Annotated in this window: 19 protein-coding genes; 11 read left to right on the plus strand and 8 right to left on the minus strand. The window is 73.3% G+C overall.

The window, feature by feature from the left end; all coding sequences use genetic code 11:
• Window positions 1-93: 93 nt before the first annotated feature.
• Window positions 94-447: an iron-sulfur cluster insertion protein ErpA gene (gene erpA / locus ACFVVA_RS14395; RefSeq protein ID WP_359897039.1), complete on the minus strand. Its 354-nt coding sequence runs from the start codon at window positions 445-447 to the stop codon at window positions 94-96.
• A gap of 245 nt (window positions 448-692) precedes the next feature.
• On the opposite strand from erpA, the gene ACFVVA_RS14400 reads away from it, so the two are divergent.
• Complete coding sequence (locus tag ACFVVA_RS14400) at window positions 693-1,553, plus strand: GNAT family N-acetyltransferase (RefSeq protein WP_387689233.1); 861 nt, start codon at window positions 693-695, stop codon at window positions 1,551-1,553.
• Window positions 1,554-1,612: 59 nt separating this feature from the next.
• Here the strand turns inward: ACFVVA_RS14400 and ACFVVA_RS14405 are convergent, their stop codons facing one another.
• The 3 genes from ACFVVA_RS14405 to ACFVVA_RS14415 all read right to left on the minus strand — a co-directional run bounded on the left by ACFVVA_RS14405 (window position 1,613) and on the right by ACFVVA_RS14415 (window position 4,748).
• Window positions 1,613-2,980: a pyridoxal phosphate-dependent decarboxylase family protein gene (locus tag ACFVVA_RS14405; protein ID WP_387689236.1), complete on the minus strand. Its 1,368-nt coding sequence runs from the start codon at window positions 2,978-2,980 to the stop codon at window positions 1,613-1,615.
• 241 nt (window positions 2,981-3,221) lie between these two features.
• Window positions 3,222-3,686: an Lrp/AsnC family transcriptional regulator gene (locus ACFVVA_RS14410; RefSeq protein WP_387689239.1), complete on the minus strand. Its 465-nt coding sequence runs from the start codon at window positions 3,684-3,686 to the stop codon at window positions 3,222-3,224.
• 138 nt (window positions 3,687-3,824) lie between these two features.
• Window positions 3,825-4,748, minus strand: coding sequence for an NADP-dependent oxidoreductase (locus ACFVVA_RS14415; RefSeq protein WP_387689242.1), 924 nt, complete (start codon window positions 4,746-4,748; stop codon window positions 3,825-3,827).
• Window positions 4,749-4,967: 219 nt separating this feature from the next.
• Here ACFVVA_RS14415 and nadA point away from each other — a divergent pair, with 219 nt between their 5' ends.
• Window positions 4,968-6,152 (plus strand): quinolinate synthase NadA, encoded by a 1,185-nt coding sequence (gene nadA / locus ACFVVA_RS14420; protein ID WP_380546007.1) that lies wholly within the window; start codon window positions 4,968-4,970, stop codon window positions 6,150-6,152.
• Between the two features lie 82 nt (window positions 6,153-6,234).
• On the opposite strand, the gene ACFVVA_RS14425 is transcribed toward nadA, so the two are convergent.
• Window positions 6,235-6,528, minus strand: a complete 294-nt coding sequence (locus tag ACFVVA_RS14425) for a hypothetical protein (protein ID WP_387689246.1) — start codon at window positions 6,526-6,528, stop codon at window positions 6,235-6,237.
• A 36-nt stretch (window positions 6,529-6,564) separates the two neighbouring features.
• Window positions 6,565-7,353 (minus strand): PspA/IM30 family protein, encoded by a 789-nt coding sequence (locus tag ACFVVA_RS14430; protein WP_380546013.1) that lies wholly within the window; start codon window positions 7,351-7,353, stop codon window positions 6,565-6,567.
• A 316-nt stretch (window positions 7,354-7,669) separates the two neighbouring features.
• Between ACFVVA_RS14430 and ACFVVA_RS14435 the strand changes: the two genes are divergently transcribed.
• Window positions 7,670-8,269 carry a DUF3043 domain-containing protein gene (locus ACFVVA_RS14435; RefSeq protein ID WP_359897026.1) on the plus strand — a complete coding sequence of 200 codons (600 nt, stop codon included), beginning with the start codon at window positions 7,670-7,672 and terminating at the stop codon, window positions 8,267-8,269.
• Between the two features lie 158 nt (window positions 8,270-8,427).
• Complete coding sequence (locus ACFVVA_RS14440; RefSeq protein WP_359897136.1) at window positions 8,428-9,168, plus strand: methyltransferase domain-containing protein; 741 nt, start codon at window positions 8,428-8,430, stop codon at window positions 9,166-9,168.
• Between the two features lie 91 nt (window positions 9,169-9,259).
• On the opposite strand, the gene ACFVVA_RS14445 is transcribed toward ACFVVA_RS14440, so the two are convergent.
• Window positions 9,260-9,460: a hypothetical protein gene (locus tag ACFVVA_RS14445; RefSeq protein ID WP_359897024.1), complete on the minus strand. Its 201-nt coding sequence runs from the start codon at window positions 9,458-9,460 to the stop codon at window positions 9,260-9,262.
• Window positions 9,461-9,569: 109 nt separating this feature from the next.
• On the opposite strand from ACFVVA_RS14445, the gene cobU reads away from it, so the two are divergent.
• The 7 genes from cobU (at window position 9,570) to ACFVVA_RS14480 (ending at window position 18,347) form a co-directional block, all read left to right on the plus strand.
• Window positions 9,570-10,157 carry a bifunctional adenosylcobinamide kinase/adenosylcobinamide-phosphate guanylyltransferase gene (gene cobU / locus ACFVVA_RS14450; RefSeq protein WP_387689251.1) on the plus strand — a complete coding sequence of 196 codons (588 nt, stop codon included), beginning with the start codon at window positions 9,570-9,572 and terminating at the stop codon, window positions 10,155-10,157.
• Window positions 10,158-10,185: 28 nt separating this feature from the next.
• Window positions 10,186-11,310, plus strand: coding sequence for a nicotinate-nucleotide--dimethylbenzimidazole phosphoribosyltransferase (locus ACFVVA_RS14455; protein ID WP_387689254.1), 1,125 nt, complete (start codon window positions 10,186-10,188; stop codon window positions 11,308-11,310).
• Between the two features lie 87 nt (window positions 11,311-11,397).
• Window positions 11,398-12,189: an adenosylcobinamide-GDP ribazoletransferase gene (locus tag ACFVVA_RS14460; protein ID WP_387689257.1), complete on the plus strand. Its 792-nt coding sequence runs from the start codon at window positions 11,398-11,400 to the stop codon at window positions 12,187-12,189.
• Between the two features lie 258 nt (window positions 12,190-12,447).
• A complete protein-coding gene (locus tag ACFVVA_RS14465) occupies window positions 12,448-13,950 on the plus strand; it encodes a leucyl aminopeptidase (RefSeq protein WP_387689260.1) in 1,503 nt (500 codons plus the stop codon).
• A gap of 427 nt (window positions 13,951-14,377) precedes the next feature.
• Complete coding sequence (gene lpdA / locus ACFVVA_RS14470) at window positions 14,378-15,784, plus strand: dihydrolipoyl dehydrogenase (protein WP_359897017.1); 1,407 nt, start codon at window positions 14,378-14,380, stop codon at window positions 15,782-15,784.
• 80 nt (window positions 15,785-15,864) lie between these two features.
• Complete coding sequence (sucB, locus tag ACFVVA_RS14475; RefSeq protein WP_387689263.1) at window positions 15,865-17,673, plus strand: 2-oxoglutarate dehydrogenase, E2 component, dihydrolipoamide succinyltransferase; 1,809 nt, start codon at window positions 15,865-15,867, stop codon at window positions 17,671-17,673.
• 158 nt (window positions 17,674-17,831) lie between these two features.
• Window positions 17,832-18,347 carry a DUF4240 domain-containing protein gene (locus ACFVVA_RS14480; protein WP_380540255.1) on the plus strand — a complete coding sequence of 172 codons (516 nt, stop codon included), beginning with the start codon at window positions 17,832-17,834 and terminating at the stop codon, window positions 18,345-18,347.
• Window positions 18,348-18,353: 6 nt separating this feature from the next.
• On the opposite strand, the gene ACFVVA_RS14485 is transcribed toward ACFVVA_RS14480, so the two are convergent.
• Window positions 18,354-19,511, minus strand: coding sequence for a DUF2510 domain-containing protein (locus ACFVVA_RS14485; RefSeq protein WP_387689266.1), 1,158 nt, complete (start codon window positions 19,509-19,511; stop codon window positions 18,354-18,356).
• Window positions 19,512-19,707: the final 196 nt, after the last annotated feature.

Consider the following 19,707-nt stretch of genomic DNA (forward strand, 5'->3'; position numbering starts at 1 on the left):
GGCGGGCCCCGGGGCGCGCGGGGCGCCGCGGGGGGGCGCGCACGGGACGGGGCGGCCGGTGGTTTAGCCGGGGGCCCGCCTTCCGCAGCGGGCCTAGCTGAACGAGTCGCCGCAGGCGCAGGAGCCGGTGGCGTTCGGGTTGTCGATGGTGAAGCCCTGCTTCTCGATGGTGTCGACGAAGTCGACGGTGGCGCCGCCCAGGTACGGGGCGCTCATCCGGTCGGTGACGACCTTGACACCGTCGAAGTCCTTGATCACGTCGCCGTCGAGCGAGCGCTCGTCGAAGAACAGCTGGTAACGCAGGCCGGAGCAGCCACCGGGCTGGACGGCGACGCGCAGCGCGAGGTCCTCGCGGCCCTCCTGCTCCAGCAGGGCCTTGACCTTGCCCGCGGCGGCATCGGTGAGGAGGATGCCACTCTCGACGGTGGTCTCGTCCTGGACGGTCATCTGCTTTCTCCCGGTCTTGACGACGGTCTGCCGCCAGTGCCAACCAACAGCCGTCCGGTTTCATTTCCCGGACGGCGATTGATTTCTGCGGCCTGTTCGCGACCGAATATCCGTGGGCCGGGTGTGCCACCCGCGTCCCCTACGCTCCCCATGCTCGCACACCCCCGCGGGACGGGTCACCGCGCGAGGTGCGGATCCGGGCGAACGGGCCCCGCGGCGGGCCGTCGGACGCCAGGATGGTTCCCATGATCCTTCGCCCGGTCAGGGACACCGCCGCGGACGCGGAGGCCGTCCAGGAGCTCGCCGACGCCGCGTTCGCCGACGCCGCCCCGACCACGGCGGCACCGGGGCCGACGCCGCTGCGGCTGGCCCGGACCAGACACCTGGCGCGCACCGATCCCGGCGGCTGCTGGCTGGCGGAGAGTGCCGGCGAGCCGGTCGGGGCGGTGCTGTCGATCCGCCGGGAGGGCCTGTGGGCGCCGTCGCTGTACGCCGTCCGGCCGTCCGCGCAGGGCAGGGGCGTCGGGCGGCTGCTGCTGGAACGGGCGGCGGCGCACTCCCGGGGCTGTCTGCGCGGGATGGTCTGCGCGGCGGACTCCCCGGCGGCGGCCCGCCGCTACCGGCTGGCCGGCTTCACCCTGCACCCGGCGATGTGGCTGGCCGGGCGGGTGGACCGGGAGGGGCTGCTCGACCCGGGGGACATCCCGGTGCACCGCGGCAACGCCACTCACCTGCACCTGCTGGACTCGGTGGACCGGCGGCTGCGCGGGTCCGCGCACGGGCCGGACCACGAGCTGATGCTGGGCCACTTCGAGGAGCTGCTGATCGCCGACGCGCTGGCCGGCAGCGGCTACTGCTACCGGGACGGCGGCGTGGTGCGGCTGCTCGCGGCCACCAGCAAGCGGATCGCCGCCCGGCTGCTGCGCGAGGCGCTGTCCCGGGTGCCGGAGGGGACCGAGGCGCGGGTGGAGCACCTGACCGCGGAGCAGGAGTGGGCGCTGGACGTCGGGCTGGAGGTCGGGCTGACGCCGCGGGCCGCAGGCTTCGTCGGGGTCCGCGGGATGCGGCCGCCGGCGCCGTACCTGCCGAGCGGGGCGTTCCTGTAGGGCGCGGGCACGCGTACGGCCCCGCCGGGACTGCCGACGGGGCCGTGACGGGAGCGGGCTCAGACCATGGTGTCCAGGATCTCCCGGACCATCTCCATGGTGGTGCCCGGGTGCAGGAAGGCGAACCGGGCGACCGTCTCGCCGTCCCAGCCGGTGGGGGTGACGAAGCCGATCTGGTCCGCGAGCAGCTGCTGCGACCAGCGGTAGTAGTCGTCGTTGGTCCAGCCCTTGCGCTTGAAGCAGACCGCCGAGAGCTGCGGGTCGAACAGCAGCTCCAGGTGCTCGGTCTCGCGGATCAGCTGCGCGGTCTCGCGGGCCAGGGTGAGGCCGGCCTCGATGGCGTCGGTGTAGGCCTGGACGCCGTGCACGGCCAGCGAGAACCAGAGCGGCAGGCCGCGGGCGCGCCGGGTCAGGTGGTAGGCGTAGTCGGTGGGGTTCCACTCGTCGCCCTCGGTGTGCAGGACGTCCAGGTAGGAGGCGTCCTGGGTGTGCACGGCGCGGGCCAGCTGCGGGTTGCGGTAGATCAGCGCGGCGCAGTCGAAGGGGGCGAACAGCCACTTGTGCGGGTCGACCACGAAGGAGTCGGCGTGCTCGATGCCCTCGTAGCGCTCCCGCACCGAGGGGGCGAACAGGCCCGCGCCGCCGTAGGCGCCGTCCACGTGGAACCACAGGTCGCGCTCGCGGGCGACCTCGGCCAGGCCCTTGAGGTCGTCGACGATGCCCTCGTTGGTGGTGCCGGCGGTGCCGACGACGCCGATCACCGTCTCCGGGTTCGGGTCGGCGGCCAGGGCGGCGCGCAGCGCCTCGCCGGTGAACCGGCGGTCGACGGTCGGGACCTTGAAGGCCTCGACGCCGATGATGTTGAAGGTGTTCTTGACCGAGGAGTGCACCTGGTCGGCGACGGCTATCCGCAGCCGCGCCTCCGGTCCGACGCCCAGTCGGCGGCGGGCGGTGTCGCGGGCGACCACCAGGGCGGAGAGGTTGCCCGCCGAGCCGCCGGAGACGAAGGTGCCGCCGGCCGACTGGGGCAGGCCCGCGCGGTCGGCGATCAGGCGCAGCACCTGGTTCTCGGCGGCGATCGCGCCGGCCGCCTCCAGCCAGGAGATGCCCTGCAGGGAGGCGCAGGAGACGACCATGTCGAACAGCAGCGCGGCCTTGGTCGGGGCGCACGGGATGAAGGACAGGTAGCGCGGGCTGTCGGCGGAGATGACCGCCCGGGACAGCTCGTGGTCGTACAGCTTGAGCACGTCGACCGGGTTGTTGCCGTCCTGGTTCAGCAGGCCGGACAGCTGGGCGCGCAGGTGCTCGCCGTCCCCGGGGTGGTCGAGCGGGACGGGGTCGTACTGCAGCCGCTCCCGCATGTAGTCGAAAACCAGGTCGACCAGTTCGTTGTCGGGCCGGTGCATGCGGTCGGGTGCTGCGGACACGGCTGTCCCTCTCGGCGTGGGGTGTCGGGGGGCGTCCGACCGGCGGGACGCCTCACCGCGACGACCGGACGTGATCAGCGTAGGCAGCACGAGGGCCTCACCGCGCGTCGGAACGCGGCTGGTCAGGCAGGTTTCGGGCGTCTTCGGGCCGGTCCGCGCAGGATTCCTGCGTGCGGGCCGGGAAGGTCGTGTCCGGTGGGTCCCGGCGGGCCCGGCGAGGCTCCGCGGGACACCGCCCGGGTCACCCGATGAGCTGGGAGAGGACCACCGAGGAGCGGCTGCGCTGGACGCCGGGCTCGCGCCGGATGCGCTCGATGACGGCCTCCAGGTGGCGCATGTCGGCGGCCCGCAGGTGCACCAGGGCGTCCGGGTCGCCGGTGACCGTCCAGGCGGCGACCACCTCGGGGAACTGCCGCAGGCTGGCGAGGATCTCCTCGGGGGCGGTGCGCTCGCGGCAGTAGACCTCGACGAAGGCCTCGGTCTGCCAGCCCAGCACGGACGGGTCGAGCACCACGGTGAAGCCCCGCACCACGCCGCGCGCCCGCAACCGGTCGATCCGCCGGCGCACGGCGGTGGCGGAGAGGTTCAGCTGCAGGCCGATCTCGGCGTACGAGGCGCGGCCGTCGCTGCCGAGCCGGGCGAGCAGGAGCCGGTCGGTCTCGTCCAGGTCGGCCCCGACCACCTCGTGCGCTCGGCTGCTGGTCATGGGTGCGGGGCTCCACGGTCGTACGGGGGGGTCGGTGGGGCGCTCCGGCGGCGGGCTGCCACTGCCGAAACGGTTCGTCACCATTCTGGCGGATGACCTGGACGAGTTCACCGCCGAAGGATGACGGGCCGGAGGCCGTCACGGAACGAGCAGCACGATCTTCCCCCGGGTGCGGCCCTCGGCGCTGAGCGCCTGGGCGGAGGCGGCCTGGGCCAGCGGGAAGGTCGAGGCGACGGTGACCGTCAGCCGGCCGTCGTCGGCGAGCGCGGCCAGCTCGGCGAGATCGCCGGCGTCCGGGCGGACCCAGACGTACCGGCCGCCGAGCGCCTTGACCCCGAAGTCGGTGATCGAGGCGATCCGGCCCGGGTCGGCCACCAGGCCGGCCGAGACCTGGACGGCACCGTGGCCGACCAGGTCGAGGGCCGCGTCCACCCCGTCGGGGGCGAGCGCGCGGACCCGGTCGGCCAGGCCCTCGCCGTACACCACCGGCTCGGCGCCGAGGCCCCGCAGGAAGTCGTGGTTGCGCTCGGCCGCGGTGCCGATCACTCGGGCGCCGAAGGCCCGGGCCAGCTGTACCGCCAGGTGGCCGACCCCGCCCGCGGCGGCGTGCACCAGGACGGTCTCCCCCTCGGCGAGGCGCAGCGCCCGCAGGCCCTGCAGGGCGGTGAGCCCGGCCAGCGGCAGGCCGCCGGACTGCGCCCAGTCCAGCGCGGCCGGCTTGCGGGCCAGGGTGCGGACCGGGGCGGAGACCAGCTCGGCGTAGGTGCCGTGCTCGACGGCGTCCTTGCGGACGTAGCCGTACACCTCGTCGCCCGGGGCGAACTCGGTGATCCCGCCGCCGACGGCGCGCACCACACCGGCCAGGTCCCAGCCCATGACCAGCGGGAAGTGCGCGTCGAGGATGCCGTCCAGGGCGCCGTCCCGGACCTTCCAGTCCACCGGGTTCACCCCGGCCGCCCGGACCTCGACCAGGACGGAGTCGGGTCCGACCTTGGGGTCGGGCAGGTCGGTGTACTCGACCACCTCGGGGCCGCCGTAGCGGTTGATCGCGATTGCTTTCATGGCTCAGCCATACCCGCGGGCTTCGAAGTATCGATTCGGCCGCGCCGGACTGCCCCGAATCGGCTATCGGGCTCCGCCGGGGGTCCGTTTCGGCGAGCGGTTCTCGTCACATCGACAGGATGGCCATCGTCACTCTGACGCTAAGCGGTTAGAATAGATAGCGTCAGTTAGACGAAAAGGCCCCACCGCTAGCTCGGCCGCACAGAAGGGCACCCGCCCGTGACCACCACCATCACCGAGACCCACGGCGTCGACCCCACTCCGACGCCGCTCGCTCTGCTGCTGCTCGGCCGCGAGGCCGATCCGAACAGCGAGCGCGGCGTCGAATGCCCCGGTGACCTCCCCCCGGCCTCCGACCCGAACCTCGTCGAGCGCGCCCGCGCGGCCAAGGCCGCGCTCGGCGACCGCGTCTTCATCCTCGGCCACCACTACCAGCGCGACGAGGTGATCGAGTTCGCCGACGTCACCGGCGACTCCTTCAAGCTCGCCCGCGACGCGGCGGCCCGCCCCGAGGCCGAGTACATCGTCTTCTGCGGCGTGCACTTCATGGCCGAGTCCGCGGACATCCTCACCAGCGAGCGGCAGCAGGTCGTCCTGCCGGACCTCGCGGCCGGCTGCTCGATGGCCGACATGGCCACCGCCGAGCAGGTCGCCGAGTGCTGGGACGTGCTGACCGACGCCGGAATAGCCGACGTCACCGTCCCGGTCTCGTACATGAACTCCTCCGCCGACATCAAGGCCTTCACCGGCCGGCACGGCGGCCTCATCTGCACCTCCTCCAACGCCAAGCGCGCCCTGGAGTGGGCCTTCGAGCAGGGCCAGAAGGTGCTGTTCCTGCCCGACCAGCACCTCGGCCGCAACACCGCGGTGCGGGACATGGGCTTCTCGCTGGACGACTGCGTCGTCTACAACCCGCACCGGCCGAACGGCGGCCTGACCGCCGAGCAGCTGCGGGACGCCAAGATGATCCTCTGGCGCGGCCACTGCTCGGTGCACGGCCGGTTCAGCCTGGACTCGGTCAACGACGTCCGCGAGCGGATCCCCGGCGTGACCGTCCTGGTGCACCCCGAGTGCAAGCACGAGGTCGTCGCGGCCGCCGACATGGTGGGCTCGACCGAGTACATCATCAAGGCGCTGGACGCCGCCGAGCCCGGCTCCAAGTGGGCCATCGGCACCGAGCTGAACCTCGTCCGCCGCCTGGCCAAGGCGCACCCGGACAAGGAGATCGTCTTCCTGGACCGCGCGGTCTGCTTCTGCTCGACCATGAACCGGATCGACCTGCCGCACCTGGTGTGGGCGCTGGAGTCGCTGGTCGAGGGCCGGGTGCCGAACGTGATCACCGTCGACCCGGAGACCGAGAAGCACGCCAAGGCGGCCCTGGACCGGATGCTGGCCCTGCCGTAACCCGTCCCGCGGACAACGGCGAAGGGCGGGCCCCCTCCCACCGGAGGGGGCCCGCCCTTTCGTCTGGCAGCAGCCGCGGGCGCTACTCGGGGAAGCCCGGGATCACGCCCTCGCCGTCGGCCATCAGCAGCTCGCGGACCTCGTCGATCGTCGCTTCGGCGCTCGGCAGGATCAGCTCGGACGGCTCCAGCGAATCCAGCGGCACCGGGGTGCCGTACTGCTTCACCGCGTCGATGAGCTTGCCGTAGGCCTGGCGGAAGAGCGTCTCGTCCCCCGACTCCACTGCAGTGACGAGCTCGGCGTCGAGCTCGTTGAGCAGGTTCAGGTGGTCGTCGCCCACCTCGTACTGCCCCTCACCCATGACCCTCATGATCATGCCGTGCGTCTCCCTGGTTCGTGGGTCGAGCTCAGATCACTTGTTGTAATTGATGCGCGGGGTGTCCTGCTGCGGCTGCGGCTGGACGTCCTGCTTGCCCTGCTCGATCGCGGCGGGGCCGGTCGAGGAGGGGCCGGACAGCTCGGCCTTCATCCGGGCCAGCTCCAGCTCGACGTCGGAACCGCCGGCCACCCGCTCCAGCTCGGCCTCGATGTCGTCCTTGCGGCCGAGACCGCTCGCGTCGTCGAGCGCGCCCGAGGCGAGCAGCTCGTCGATCGCACCGGCCCGGGCCTGCATCTGGGCCGTCTTGTCCTCGGCACGCTGGATCGCCAGGCCGACGTCGCCCATCTCCTCCGAGATCCCGGAGAAGGACTCGGCGATGCGGGTCTGCGCCTGGGCGGCCGTGTACGTCGCCTTGATGGTCTCCTTCTTGGTGCGGAAGGCGTCCACCTTGGCCTGAAGTCGCTGGGAGGCGAGCGTGAGCTTCTCCTCCTCGGCCTGGAGCTGCTGGTACTGCGTCTCCAGGTCGGTGATCTGCGACTGCATGTTGGCCTTGCGGGTCAGCGCCTCGCGGGCGAGGTCCTCGCGGCCGAGCGACAGCGCCTTGCGGCCCTGGTCCTCGTACTTGGCGGACTGCTGCTGCAGCTGCGTCAGCTGGAGTTCGAGCCGCTTGCGCGAGGTCGCGACGTCCGCGACACCACGCCGTACCTTCTGCAGCAGTTCGAGCTGCTTCTGGTAGGAGTAGTCGAGCGTCTCACGGGGATCCTCCGCCCGATCCAAGGCCTTGTTCGCCTTGGAGCGGAAGATCAACCCCATACGCTTCATGATTCCGTCGCTCATGGGCCTCGGGTGCCCCCTTCTCCGGCCTGCGGTCTTTATCTCGTTACCAGACACGACGAGTGTATGTGCAGCGAGCCCGTCGCCGCAGTGCACCTGCCTGCAACAAGACTGCTACAGCGACCAGTGGCGTTTCCTCCTCCCCCGGGTGGATCCGCCCCTCATACCCCCCATCGTCCATCCGAGTGATCCCCTACGGGAAGGCCCCGGGAAACCCGCTTCGGACGGCGACCTGGCGGTATCGATATGCGTTTGGGTCCGAGGGCACCCGTGGAAGCCGCGTCGCACCCCGTACGCTGGTGGTGTGTTCCGACGCCGTTCAGATGATGCCGCCGCCTCCGCCACCGTGCTGGAGAAGCAGGACGAGACGACCCAGGCCCGCGATCCGCAGGCCAAGAAGGGCCGCCCCACCCCCAAGCGCAGTGAGGCCGAGGCCAACCGGCGTACCCGGGTGACCGTGCCCAAGGACCGCAAGGAGGCCGCCCGCCAAGGGCGCGAGCGGATGCGCACCGAGCGCGAGAAGCAGCGCCAGGCCCTGATGAACGGCGACGAGCGCCACCTGCCGGCCCGCGACAAGGGCCCGGTGCGCAAGTTCGCCCGCGACTACGTGGACTCCCGCTGGTCGCTCGCCGAGTTCTTCCTGCCGGCCGCCGTGGTCATCCTGGTGCTCAGCATCGTCAAGGTGCCGACGCTCCAGCTGCTCTCCACCCTGCTGTTCCTGCTGTTCTTCGTGCTCGTGATCCTGGACTTCGTCCGCCTCGGCTTCGGTCTGCGCAAGCAGCTCGCCGAGCGCTTCGCCGGGCAGAACACCCGCGGCGCCGTCGCGTACGGCATCATGCGCACCCTCCAGATGCGCCGGCTGCGCCTGCCCAAGCCGCAGGTGCGGCGCGGGGAGAAGCCCTGACCGCCGAACCGGTCGACTCCGGCTGGGCCCCCCCGTCCTGGGAGGGGCCCGGCCTCTACGCGCTTCCGGGGCAGGGGGACGGCGGCCACGACCGTCTCGCCCAGGAGCGCAGGCTGCCCTCGCGCAGCGGGTCCTTCGCGGGCGGCACCGGCGCCTGGCTGGACCGGCTCGGCGGGCTGCGCAACTTCGTCCGCCAGGAGCTCGTCGCCCGCCAGCTCGCCGAGCAGCTCGCCGGGCGCAGCGCGCAGCGGGTGCTCGACATCGGCTGCGGCCAGGGCACCCAGGCCCTGCGGCTGGCCAGGGCCGGCCACTACGTCACCGGGATCGACTCGGACCCGGTCGCGCTCGGCGTCGCCCAGGGGGCGCTCGCCGAGGAGCCGCCGGAGGTCCGCGGCCGGATGCAGCTGCTCAGCGGCGACGGCCACCAGTGCGGGCGCTGGTTCGGCCCGCGCAGCTTCGACGTGGTGCTCTGCCACGGCGTGCTGATGTACCTGCCCGACCCCGATCCGATGATCGCCTCGCTGGCCCGGCTGCTGGCCCCCGGCGGGTTGCTCTCGCTGCTGGTCCGCAACCGCGACGCGCTCGCCCTGCGGCCGGCCGCCGCCGGGGACTGGCGGGCCGCCCTGCACGCCTTCGAGAGCGACCGGTACTACAACCGGCTCGGGCTGGCCGCGCGGGCCGACCGGCTCGGCGACCTCACCGTCACCCTCTCCGAGGTGTCGGTGCCGCTGCGGCACTGGTACGGCGTGCGGGTCTTCACCGACAACGCCCCGGACGACGCGGCCCCGCCGGTGGACGGGCGGCAGCTGGCCCAGCTCCTGGAAGCCGAGTACCGGGCCGGCCGCACCGACCCGTACCGGCAGGTCGCCGCGCTCCTGCACGTGATCGGGGCGAAGTAGCCCGGGGAGAAGCCGATCCGGGCGAAGTAGCCCCGGGCGGAGCGGATCCGGGGCGGAGCAGCCGCCGGGCGACCGCCCCACCCCGTCGGGCCTACTCCTCGCGCAGGCTCATCGCATAGACGACGCGGTCGTCGTCCAGCAGCACCGCGGTGTCCACACCGTCCTCCGCGAGCTGCTTCCAGGTCTCCCCGATCCAGGTCTCGGCGTCTCCCTGGCCCGCGAACTCCTCCTGGCCGCCGCCGGGCGTCACCGCGCTGCCGTCCGCCTTCTCGTACCGCCACGTCCAGACCATGCCGGCTCCTCCCACTGACCACGCTGCCTGTGTTGCTGCGCACCATAGCCTGCCCGGCCCGATCTTCCGTATGCCTGGTCCGGCGGCCCGGTCCGGCAGGATGGGCGGCATGGCGACCCCCTCCGAGCCCACCCGTCCCCCGCTGCCCCGCACCCTGCTGCTCGGCGGCGCCCGCTCCGGCAAGTCCACCCGCGCCGAACAGCTGCTCGCCGACCACCCGGACGTCCTGTACGTGGCCACCGGCGGCACCCGGGACGGCGACGCCGAGTGGGCCCAGCGGGTCGCGCTGCACCGGGAGCGCCGCCCGTCGAGCTGGCGCACCGCCGAGACCTGCGACCTGGAGGCCGTGCTGGCCGACCCCACCGACCCGGCCCCGGTGCTGGTCGACTGCCTGGCGCTGTGGCTGACCTCCGTCATGGACGAGTGCGACGCCTGGGACGACGAGGTCTGGGCGGACGAAGGCGAGCGCGCGGTCCAGCGCCGCTGCGAGGCGCTGGCACGCGCCTGGGCGGCCACCGGGCGCACGGTCGTCGCGGTGAGCAACGAGGTCGGCATGGGCGTCGTCCCCGCCACCGCCGCGGGCCGCCGCTTCCGCGACACCCTGGGCCGGCTCAACATGGCCGTGGCGGACGCCTCGGAGCGGGTCCTGCTGGTCGTGGCCGGACAGGTGCTGACCGTCAAGCCAGCCGCAGGCTGAACACCTTCGGCGTGTAGCCTTCCGGACGATGGACACGACCGTGGATCTCGATACGTTCTCCTCGCTCGTCGAGCGCCCCGACGAGAGCGCCCGGCGGGCCGCCGACGAGCGCTGGCAGGCGGCCGACCGCCCGCGCGGCGGGCTCGGCAGGCTGGAGGAGCTGGGCAGCTGGCTGGCCTCCGTGCAGGGGCGCTCCCCGGTGCGGCCGATCTCCGCTCCCAAGGTGCTGCTGTTCGCCGCCGACCACGGCGTCGCGGCGCTCGGGGTGTCCCGGATGCCCGCCGAGGGCGGCACCGCGGCCCGGGTGCGGGCCGTGCTCGACGGCAGCGCGCCGGTGTCCCGGCTGGCCGCGCGCTACGGCGCCCGGGTGCGGGTCGTCGACGTCGCGGTGGACGCCGACCCGGCCGACTTCCCGGACGAGGTGGTCACCCACCGGATCCGGCGCGGCTCCGGGCGGATCGACGTCGAGGACGCGCTCACCGCGCAGGAGACCGTCCGGGCGTTCCGGGCCGGCATGGCCGTCGCCGACGAGGAGGCCGACGCCGGCACCGACCTGGTGCTGCTCGGCGACCTCGGGGTCGGCGCCACCACGGTGGCCGGCGTGCTGGTCGGCGCGCTCTGCGGGACGGACGCGGCGGCGGTGACCGGGCGCGGCTCCGGGATCGACGACCGGGTGTGGATGGTCAAGTGCGCCACGGTCCGGGACTCGCTGCGGCGGGCCCGGCCGGTGCTCGGCGACCAGCTCGCGCTGCTCGGCGCCACCGGCGGGGCCGACTTCGCGGCGATCACCGGCTTCCTGCTCCAGGCGGCCGTGCGGCGGCTGCCGGTGGTGCTGGACGGTGTGGTCTCGGCGGCCTGCGCGCTGGTCGCGCAGCGGATCGCCTTCCGGGCGCCCGAGTGGTGGCGGGCCGGGCAGTCCAGCGGCGAGCCGGCCCAGGCGAAGGCGTACGACCGGCTGACCCTGACGCCGTTGCAGGACCAGGGAATCACCATGGGCGAGGGCTTCGGCGCGCTGCTGGCGCTGCCCCTGCTCCAGGCCGCGGGGGACGTGCTCGCGGACGAGGCGCCGAAGCCGTTCGTGCCGATGGCGCCGAGCGCGCCGAAGGAGCAGCCGAGGCTGCCCTCGGCGGCGGACCTGCTGCGCAAGCTGTAGCGAACCGGCCCGCGCCCCCGGCCGACGGCACGACAACCCCGGGAACGCCCCTGCCAGGGGCGTTCCCGCCGTGAGAGGAACACGTTCATGGCGAGCGGCACCGATCGGGCCACCTGGGCCGACGGCCTGCGGTTCGGGTTCGGCACGCTGTCCGTACTGCGGGTGCGGGTGGAACGGTGGGACCGGGCGGCGGCGGCCCGGGCGATGCTGACGGCTCCTCTGGTCGGGCTGGTGCTGGGCGCACTGGCCGCCGCGGCCGGGGCCCTGGTGGCCTGGCGGGCGGGCGGGCCGCTCGGCGCGGTGACCGCGGTGGGAGTGCTCGCCGGGCTGACCCGGGGACTCCACCTGGACGGCCTGGCGGACGTCGCCGACGGACTGGGCAGCGGCAAGCCGGCCGAGGACGCGCTGCGCATCATGAAGCAGTCCGACATCGGTCCGTTCGGCGTCCTGACCCTGGTGCTCGTCCTGCTCGCCCAGGTGGCCGCGCTGGCCGGACAGTTCGCCCACTCCCCGCTGCGCGGCGCGCTCGCGGTGCTCGCCTCGGCGACGGCCGCGCGGTGCGCGCTCGCCTGGGGCTGCCTGCGGTCGGTGCCGGCCGCCCGACCGGGCGGGCTGGGGGCGATGGTGGCGGGCACCGTGGCGCCCGTCGGAGCCGCCGCCGCGACGGCCGCCGCGGCGCTCGCCCTGGCCGCGGCGGGACTGTCCGACGGATGGTCAGCCCTCCGTCTCCCGCTGGCCGTTGTGCTCGGCACGGGCTGCGCCCGGCTGCTGCTCGGACGGTGTGTGCGCAGGTTCGGCGGGATCACCGGTGACGTGCTCGGCGCGATGGCCGAAACCGCCGCGACCGCCTCGCTGTTCGCCCTGGCGTTGCTCGGCTGACACCGGGCGGCGCGTGATCCCAGCATGCGGACTACCATGCGTGGAGCACCGCAGCCCTGCACCGTGGCAGGTCCTGCCCGCCCGGCGCGCACCGAGGAGCCGGGGCCTCTGGTGTGCGCGGCCGCCTCGGACGGACGCGCGCGCCAGGGGGCCCGGACCCCGGAGGCCCGCCGGCGGACGGCCTGCGACGGCGGGCTGCGCCGGTGCGGCAGCCTCGCCGTGGCCGGCCGTGGACCGCGAAAGAACAGGACGCATTACGTGACTGCATTGTCTGTGAGCACCTCCTCCGCCGCCTCGCTGCGCGCGGATGCCCTGGTGATCGGTGTCGCGAAGGGCCCGAAGGGCATCGTGCTGGCCCCCGGCGCCGAGGCCGTCAACGAGGCGTTCGAGGGCAAGCTGACCGAGGTCCTCAGCACCCTGGGCGCGACCGGCGCCGAGGGCGAGGCCGTCAAGGTCCCCTCCCCCGCCGGCCTGAAGGCCGCGCTCGTGCTCGCGGTCGGCCTGGGCGAGGCCGCCGAGGACGGCTACCAGCTGGAGGCGCTGCGCCGCGCCGCCGGTGTCGCCGCCCGTACGCTGGCCGGCGCCAAGAAGGCCGCGCTGGCCCTGCCCGCCGAGTCCGCCGCCGACATCGAGGCGGTCGCGCTGGGCGGCCTGCTCGGCTCGTACGCCTTCGGCACGTACAAGGCCAACGGCAACGGCAAGGAGCCGGTCGGCGAGCTGGTCCTGCTGGCCGCCCGCAAGGGCAGCAAGGACGCCAAGGCCGCCGTGGAGCGCGCCGCCGCGATCGGCGAGGAGATGAACCGGGCCCGCGACCTGGTCAACACCGCGCCGAACGACCTGAACCCGAAGAGCTTCGCCGCGATCGCCCAGGCGGCCGGCAAGGAGCACGGCCTCAAGGTCGAGGTGCTGGACGAGAAGGCGCTGACCAAGGGCGGCTTCGGCGGCCTGCTGGGCGTCGGCGTCGGCTCGGAGAACCCGCCCCGCCTGGTGAAGGTGGCCTACACCCACCCGAAGGCCAAGGCCACCCTGGCGTTCGTCGGCAAGGGCATCACCTACGACTCGGGCGGCATCTCGCTGAAGCCGGCCGGCCACAACGAGACCATGAAGTGCGACATGGCCGGCGCCGCCGCCGTGTTCGCCGCCGTGGTGGCCGCCAAGCGCCTGGGCCTGGCCGTCAACGTGACGGGCTGGCTGGCGCTGGCCGAGAACATGCCGTCCGGCTCCGCCACCCGCCCGGGTGACGTGCTGAAGATGTACGGCGGCAAAACCGTCGAGGTCCTGAACACGGACGCCGAGGGCCGCCTGGTGCTGGCCGACGCGATCGTGCGGGCCGGCGAGGAGAACCCGGACGTCATCGTCGACGTGGCCACCCTGACCGGCGCCATGGTGCTGGCCCTGGGCAACCGCACCTTCGGCGTGATGGCCAACGGCGACGAGCTGCGCGAGGAGCTGCACGTCCTGGCCGGCGAGGCGGGCGAGCAGTCCTGGCCGATGCCGCTGCCGGCGGACCTGCGCAAGGGCTTCACCGAGTCGACCATCGCCGACCTGGCCAACATGGGCGAGCGGATGGGCGGCGGCCTGGTGGCCGGCCTGTTCCTGAAGGAGTTCGTGGCCGAGGGCATCGACTGGGCGCACCTGGACATCGCCGGTCCGGCGTTCCACGAGGGCGCGCCGTACGGCTACACCCCGAAGGGCGGCACCGCGAGCGCGGTGCGCACCCTGGTCCGCTTCGCCGAGCAGAGGGCGAACGGCAAGGCCTGATCCAGGCATGCCCTGAACCAGGACCCCCGGACCCGGGGCGCCCCCTGGTCCAGGACCCGCTGCGACGGGGCCCGGCGCGTGTGCGCCGGGCCCCGTCGTCGTTCCGGCCCGGTTACCTGCGAGTAGGGCCGGTGGCCGCGGCGCACCTCTGTTCGCTGCGGGCGAAACTTTGTTCCACAGTACGGAAGAAGCTGTGGCGGGCAACGCGGAAGACGCCCGTCCGGCGGCTGTCAACACCGCGCTGAGCTGCGATGATGCCCTTCCGTCGGGGGTGTTCGCGCCCCGGTGACCGCTCCGCGGGACACCCCTGGGGCGGACCCGGACATCAGCCACCGTGAACAAGTGCGAAGATGTATTTCCGGCACGACTGGGCGCCCCACAAAGGCTTCCGACCCACCGGACCGCGACCGGCCCGGCGACCCACCCCATGCATGGAGGACGTGACGTGGCGAACGACGCCAGCACCGTTTTCGACGTTGTCATTCTCGGAGGCGGAAGCGGCGGTTACGCCGCGGCGCTCCGCGCCGCTCAGCTGGGCCTGAGCGTCGCCCTGGTCGAGAAGGGTGAGCTGGGCGGCACCTGCCTGCACCGCGGCTGCATCCCGACCAAGGCGCTCCTGCACGCCGCGGAGATCGCGGACGAGACGAAGGAGGCCGCCGAGTTCGGCGTTCTGGCCACCTTCCAGGGCATCGACATCAACGGCGTCCACAAGTACAAGGACGACGTCATCGCCGGCCTGTACAAGGGCCTCCAGGGCCTGGTGGCCTCCCGCAAGGTCACCTTCATCCAGGGCGAGGGCAAGCTCTCCTCGCAGACCTCGGTGGACGTCAACGGCCAGCGCATCGAGGGCCGCCACATCGTCCTGGCCACCGGCTCCGTGCCGCGCTCGATCCCGGGCCTGGAGATCGACGGCAACCGCGTGATCTCCTCCGACCACGCCCTGAAGCTCGGCTTCATCCCGAAGTCGGCCGTCATCCTCGGCGGCGGCGTGATCGGCGTCGAGTTCGCCTCGGTCTGGAAGTCCTTCGGCGTCGAGGTCACCATCGTCGAGGCGCTGCCGCACCTCGTCCCGCTGGAGGACGAGAACTCCTCCAAGCTGCTGGAGCGCGCGTTCCGCAAGCGCGGCATCAAGTTCGAGCTGAAGGCCCGCTTCTCGGGCGTCGAGTACACCGAGACCGGTGTGCGCGTCTCCACCGAGAACGGCAAGCAGATCGACGCCGACCTGCTGCTCGTCGCCATCGGCCGCGGCCCGGTCTCCTCCGGCCTCGGCTACGAGGAGAACGGCGTCGCGATGGACCGCGGCTACGTCCTGGTCGACGAGTACATGCGCACCAACGTGCCCACCATCTCCGCCGTCGGCGACCTCGCCCCGACCCTCCAGCTGGCCCACGTCGGCTTCGCCGAGGGCATCCTGGTCGCCGAGCGCCTGGCCGGCCTCAAGCCGGTGCCGATCGACTACGACGGCGTTCCGCGCGTGACCTACTCCAACCCCGAGGTGGCCTCCGTCGGCATCTCCGAGGCCAAGGCCGTCGAGCTGTACGGCAAGGAGAAGGTCGTCACCCTGAAGTACAACCTGGCCGGCAACGGCAAGAGCAAGATCCTGAAGACCGCCGGCGAGATCAAGCTCGTCCAGGTCAAGGACGGCGCCGTGGTCGGCGTCCACATGGTCGGCGCCCGCATGGGCGAGCAGGTCGGAGAGGCCCAGCTGATCTACAACTGGGAGGCCCTCCCGGCCGAGGTCGCGCAGCTCATCCACGCGCACCCGACCCAGTCCGAGGCCCTGGGCGAGGCGCACCTGGCGCTGGCCGGCAAGCCGCTGCACGCGCACGACTGATCACGCCCCACCCCCTTTCCCGGTACTTCCCGTACGCAAGTACCTCCCGTACGCAAGACTTGATAGGAGTCGCTGAAACCATGGCGGTCTCAGTAACACTGCCCGCGCTGGGCGAGAGCGTTTCCGAGGGCACCGTCACCCGCTGGCTGAAGGCCGAGGGTGAGCGTGTCGAGGTCGACGAGCCGCTGCTGGAGGTGTCGACCGACAAGGTCGACACCGAGATCCCGGCCCCGGCCTCCGGCATCCTGGCCTCGATCAAGGTCGCCGAGGACGAGACCGTCGAGGTGGGCGCCGAGCTGGCGATCATCGACGACGGCTCGGGCGCCCCGGTCGCCGCCGCGGCCCCCGCTGTCGAGGCCGCGCCCGTCGCCGCCCCGGCCCCGGTTGCCGCCCCGGCCCCGGTTGCCGCCCCGGCTCCGGTCACCGCTGCCCCGGTTGCCGCCCCGGCTCCGGTCGCTGCTCCGGCCCCGGTCGCCGCCGCGCCGGCCGCCGACGCCACCCCGGTGCTGCTGCCCGCGCTGGGCGAGTCGGTCACCGAGGGCACCGTCACCCGCTGGCTGAAGGCCGAGGGTGACACCGTCGAGATCGACGAGCCGCTGCTCGAGGTCTCCACCGACAAGGTCGACACCGAGATCCCGTCGCCGGTCGCCGGCACCCTGGTGAAGATCCTGGTCGGCGAGGACGAGACCGCCGAGGTCGGCGCCCAGCTCGCGCTGATCGGCGCCGCCGGTGCCGTCGCCGCCGCCCCGGCTCCGGTCGCCGCTCCGGCTCCGGTTGCCCCGGCCGCTCCGGCCCCGGTCGCCGCTCCGGCCCCGGTCGCCACCCCGGCTCCGGTTGCCGCCCCCGCTCCGGTCGCCGCTGCCCCGGCTCCGGCCCCGGTCGCCGCTCCGGCTCCGGTCGCCGCCCCGGCCCCGGTCGCCGCCCCGGCCCCCGTTGCCGCCCCGGCCGCTCCGGTGGCCGACAGCGGTGACGCCTACGTCACCCCGCTGGTGCGCAAGCTCGCCGCCGAGCACGGCGTCGCGCTGGCCTCCGTCGCCGGCACCGGCGTCGGCGGCCGCATCCGCAAGCAGGACGTCATCGCCGCCGCGGAGGCTGCCAAGGCCGCTCCGGCCCCGGTCGCCGCTGCCGCCCCGGCCGCCGCGCCGAAGGCCGCCGCCTCGCCGTCCGCCCTGCGCGGCCAGACGGTCAAGATGACGCGCATGCGCAAGGTCATCGGCGACAACATGCTGAAGGCCCTGCACGAGCAGGCCCAGCTGACCAGCGTGGTCGAGGTGGACGTCACCAAGATCATGTCGCTGCGCGCCAAGGCCAAGGAGGGCTTCCTGGCCCGCGAGGGCGTCAAGCTCTCCCCGATGCCGTTCTTCGTCAAGGCCGCCGCCCAGGCGCTGAAGGTCCACGCGGTCGTCAACGCCCGGATCAACGACGCCGAGGGCACGGTCACCTACTTCGACACCGAGAACATCGGTATCGCGGTGGACTCCGAGAAGGGTCTGATGACCCCGGTCATCAAGGGTGCGGGCGACCTCAACATCGCCGGCATCTCGAAGAAGACCGCCGAGCTGGCCACCAAGGTCCGCGACAGCAAGATCACCCCGGACGAGCTGTCCGGCGCCACCTTCACCATCAGCAACACCGGCTCCCGCGGTGCGCTGTTCGACACCGTGATCGTGCCGCCGAACCAGGTCGCCATCCTGGGCATCGGTGCCACCGTCAAGCGCCCGGTGGTCATCGAGGCCGACGGCGGCACCGCCATCGGCATCCGCGACATGACCTACCTGTCGCTCTCCTACGACCACCGCCTGGTGGACGGCGCCGACGCCGCCCGCTACCTGGTCGCGGTCAAGGAGATCCTGGAGGCCGGCGAGTTCGAGGTCGAGCTCGGCCTCTGACCCCACCAGGTCCCCGCGGAACCCCGCGTACGGAACCCCGCGTCGTCCCCGGACGGCGCGGGGTTCCGCCGTTCCCGGCCCCCGGACACGCCGAGTCCCGCAGTCGCACCGAGTCGCGGCATGCGCGGACGCGGCCGAACGGGGATGCTGGAGCGGTGATGGACGAGACGGACTTCTGGCAGATCATCGACGAGACCCGGGACGACGCCGACGGCGACCCCGACGAGCAGGCAGACCTCCTGGTGGAACGGCTCCTCCAGCTGACCCCGGACGATGTGATCGACTTCGCCCGGCTGTTCCAGGCGCGGTTCCAGCGCGCCTACCGCCACGACCTGTGGGGCGCGGCCTACCTGATGCTCGACGGCGCCTCCGACGACACCTTCGACTACTTCCGGTCCTGGCTGATCGGCCAGGGCCGGGAGGTCTTCGAGGGCGGGCTCACCGATCCGGACGACCTGGCGGACCTGCTGCCCGAGTTCGACGAGGAGGAGGACGGCGAGGCCGAGGACCTCGGCTACGCCGCCGACGAGGCGTACGAGCGGCTGACCGGGCTGCCGCTGCCCGAGGTGGGTGTGCGGCAGCCCGAGCGGCCGGCCGGGCCGGTGCTGGACTTCGACGATCCGGACGTCATGGCGAAGCGCTTCCCCAAGCTCTGGGAGCGGTACGGGGACTGAGGGCGGTCAGGTGCTGCTGCCGGAGGAGCTGTCCTGCTTGATGCCCTTGAGGATCTGGTCCAGCACCGCGAAGTCCGGCGCGGCCGGACTGTCGTCCACGCCGCCCTCCATGACCACGTAGCCGCCCCCCTTGGCCGGGAGGGCGGCCAGCAGGACGTAGCCCTGGGTGCCGTCCGTGGTGCGGATGTGCCAGCGGGTGGCGTAGCCGAGCACCCCGGCCACGCTGATGTACCCGGAGCCGGCGTCGGTGTGCGAGCTGACGCCGGAGAAGATCTGCCCGGCGTAGGAGGGCATCTGGGCGTCGGCGGCGGCCTTGGGCGTGGTGCCCTGGACGATGTCCTTCTCGACCGAGAACTGGCCGCGGATGCAGGCGCTGCCGTCCGGGCAGGTGTAGCGGTCGGTGCCGAGGTAGACCGTCGAGTGCGGCGGGTTGTCGGACACCACCCAGCCGTCGAGGACCGGCACGGTGATCGCGTGCTCCGGGTCGGGGACGGTGCTCTTGACCGCCGGCAGGGGCTTGGGCGCCGCGGGGCTGCTGGTGGACGCGGTGGGGCTGGGGCTCGGCGTGGGGCCGCTGCTCCGGGGCGCGGTGACCGTGGGGTCCGGGGTCGGGTCCGCCCGGTGGTCGCCGCCGCTGTTGAGGACGACCCCGGCGACGATCCCGGCCACCGCCAGCACGGCGACCGCGATGCCGATGATCAGACCGGTCTTCGGTCGGGCCGGCCCGGGCGGCGGCGGGTAGCCCGGGCCCGGGTAGCCGTAACCGGGGCCGTAGCCGGGGCCCTGGGGCGGGTAACCGCCCTGGGCCGGGCCCGGATAGTCGCCCTGGGCCGGGCCGGGGTAGCCGCCCTGGGCCTGGTAACCACCCTGGGCCTGGGCCTGGTACGCGTCCTGGCCGGGGTAGCCGTAGGCGGGTGCCTGGTGGGCGTCCTGGCCCGGGTAGCCGTAGGTCGGGGCCGCCGGGCCGCCCGGGTACCCGTAGCCGGGCTTCCGGTCGGACGGCGACCCGGTCTGGGTGGGGGCGTCGGCGAGCCCGCCCGCGACGCCGCCCTGGAGCGGTCGGACCTCGGCCGTCCAGGCGTTGCCGTCCCACCAGCGCTCGTGACCGGGGGTGCCGTCCGCACCCTGGACCGGGTACCACCCGGGAGGCGTCGAGTTGCTCACGGGCGTACGGTACCCGGCACGGCGGCGCTCCAGACAGATCGGGACTGTCACGACTCCGCACCGCCCCGCGAACGGCCAACCTCCCCTGGCGGCAAGCCTGTTCGAACGGCCGGCGCGCGGGGCGGGGCGAGAGGGCGGCGCCGGTGCGGGCGGGGCGGGCGAGGCGGGCGCGGGCGGGAAGGCGCGGGCAGCGCGG

This window comes from Kitasatospora sp. NPDC058048 (genome assembly GCF_042885555.1).
Lineage (GTDB): Bacteria > Actinomycetota > Actinomycetes > Streptomycetales > Streptomycetaceae > Kitasatospora > Kitasatospora lactacystinica.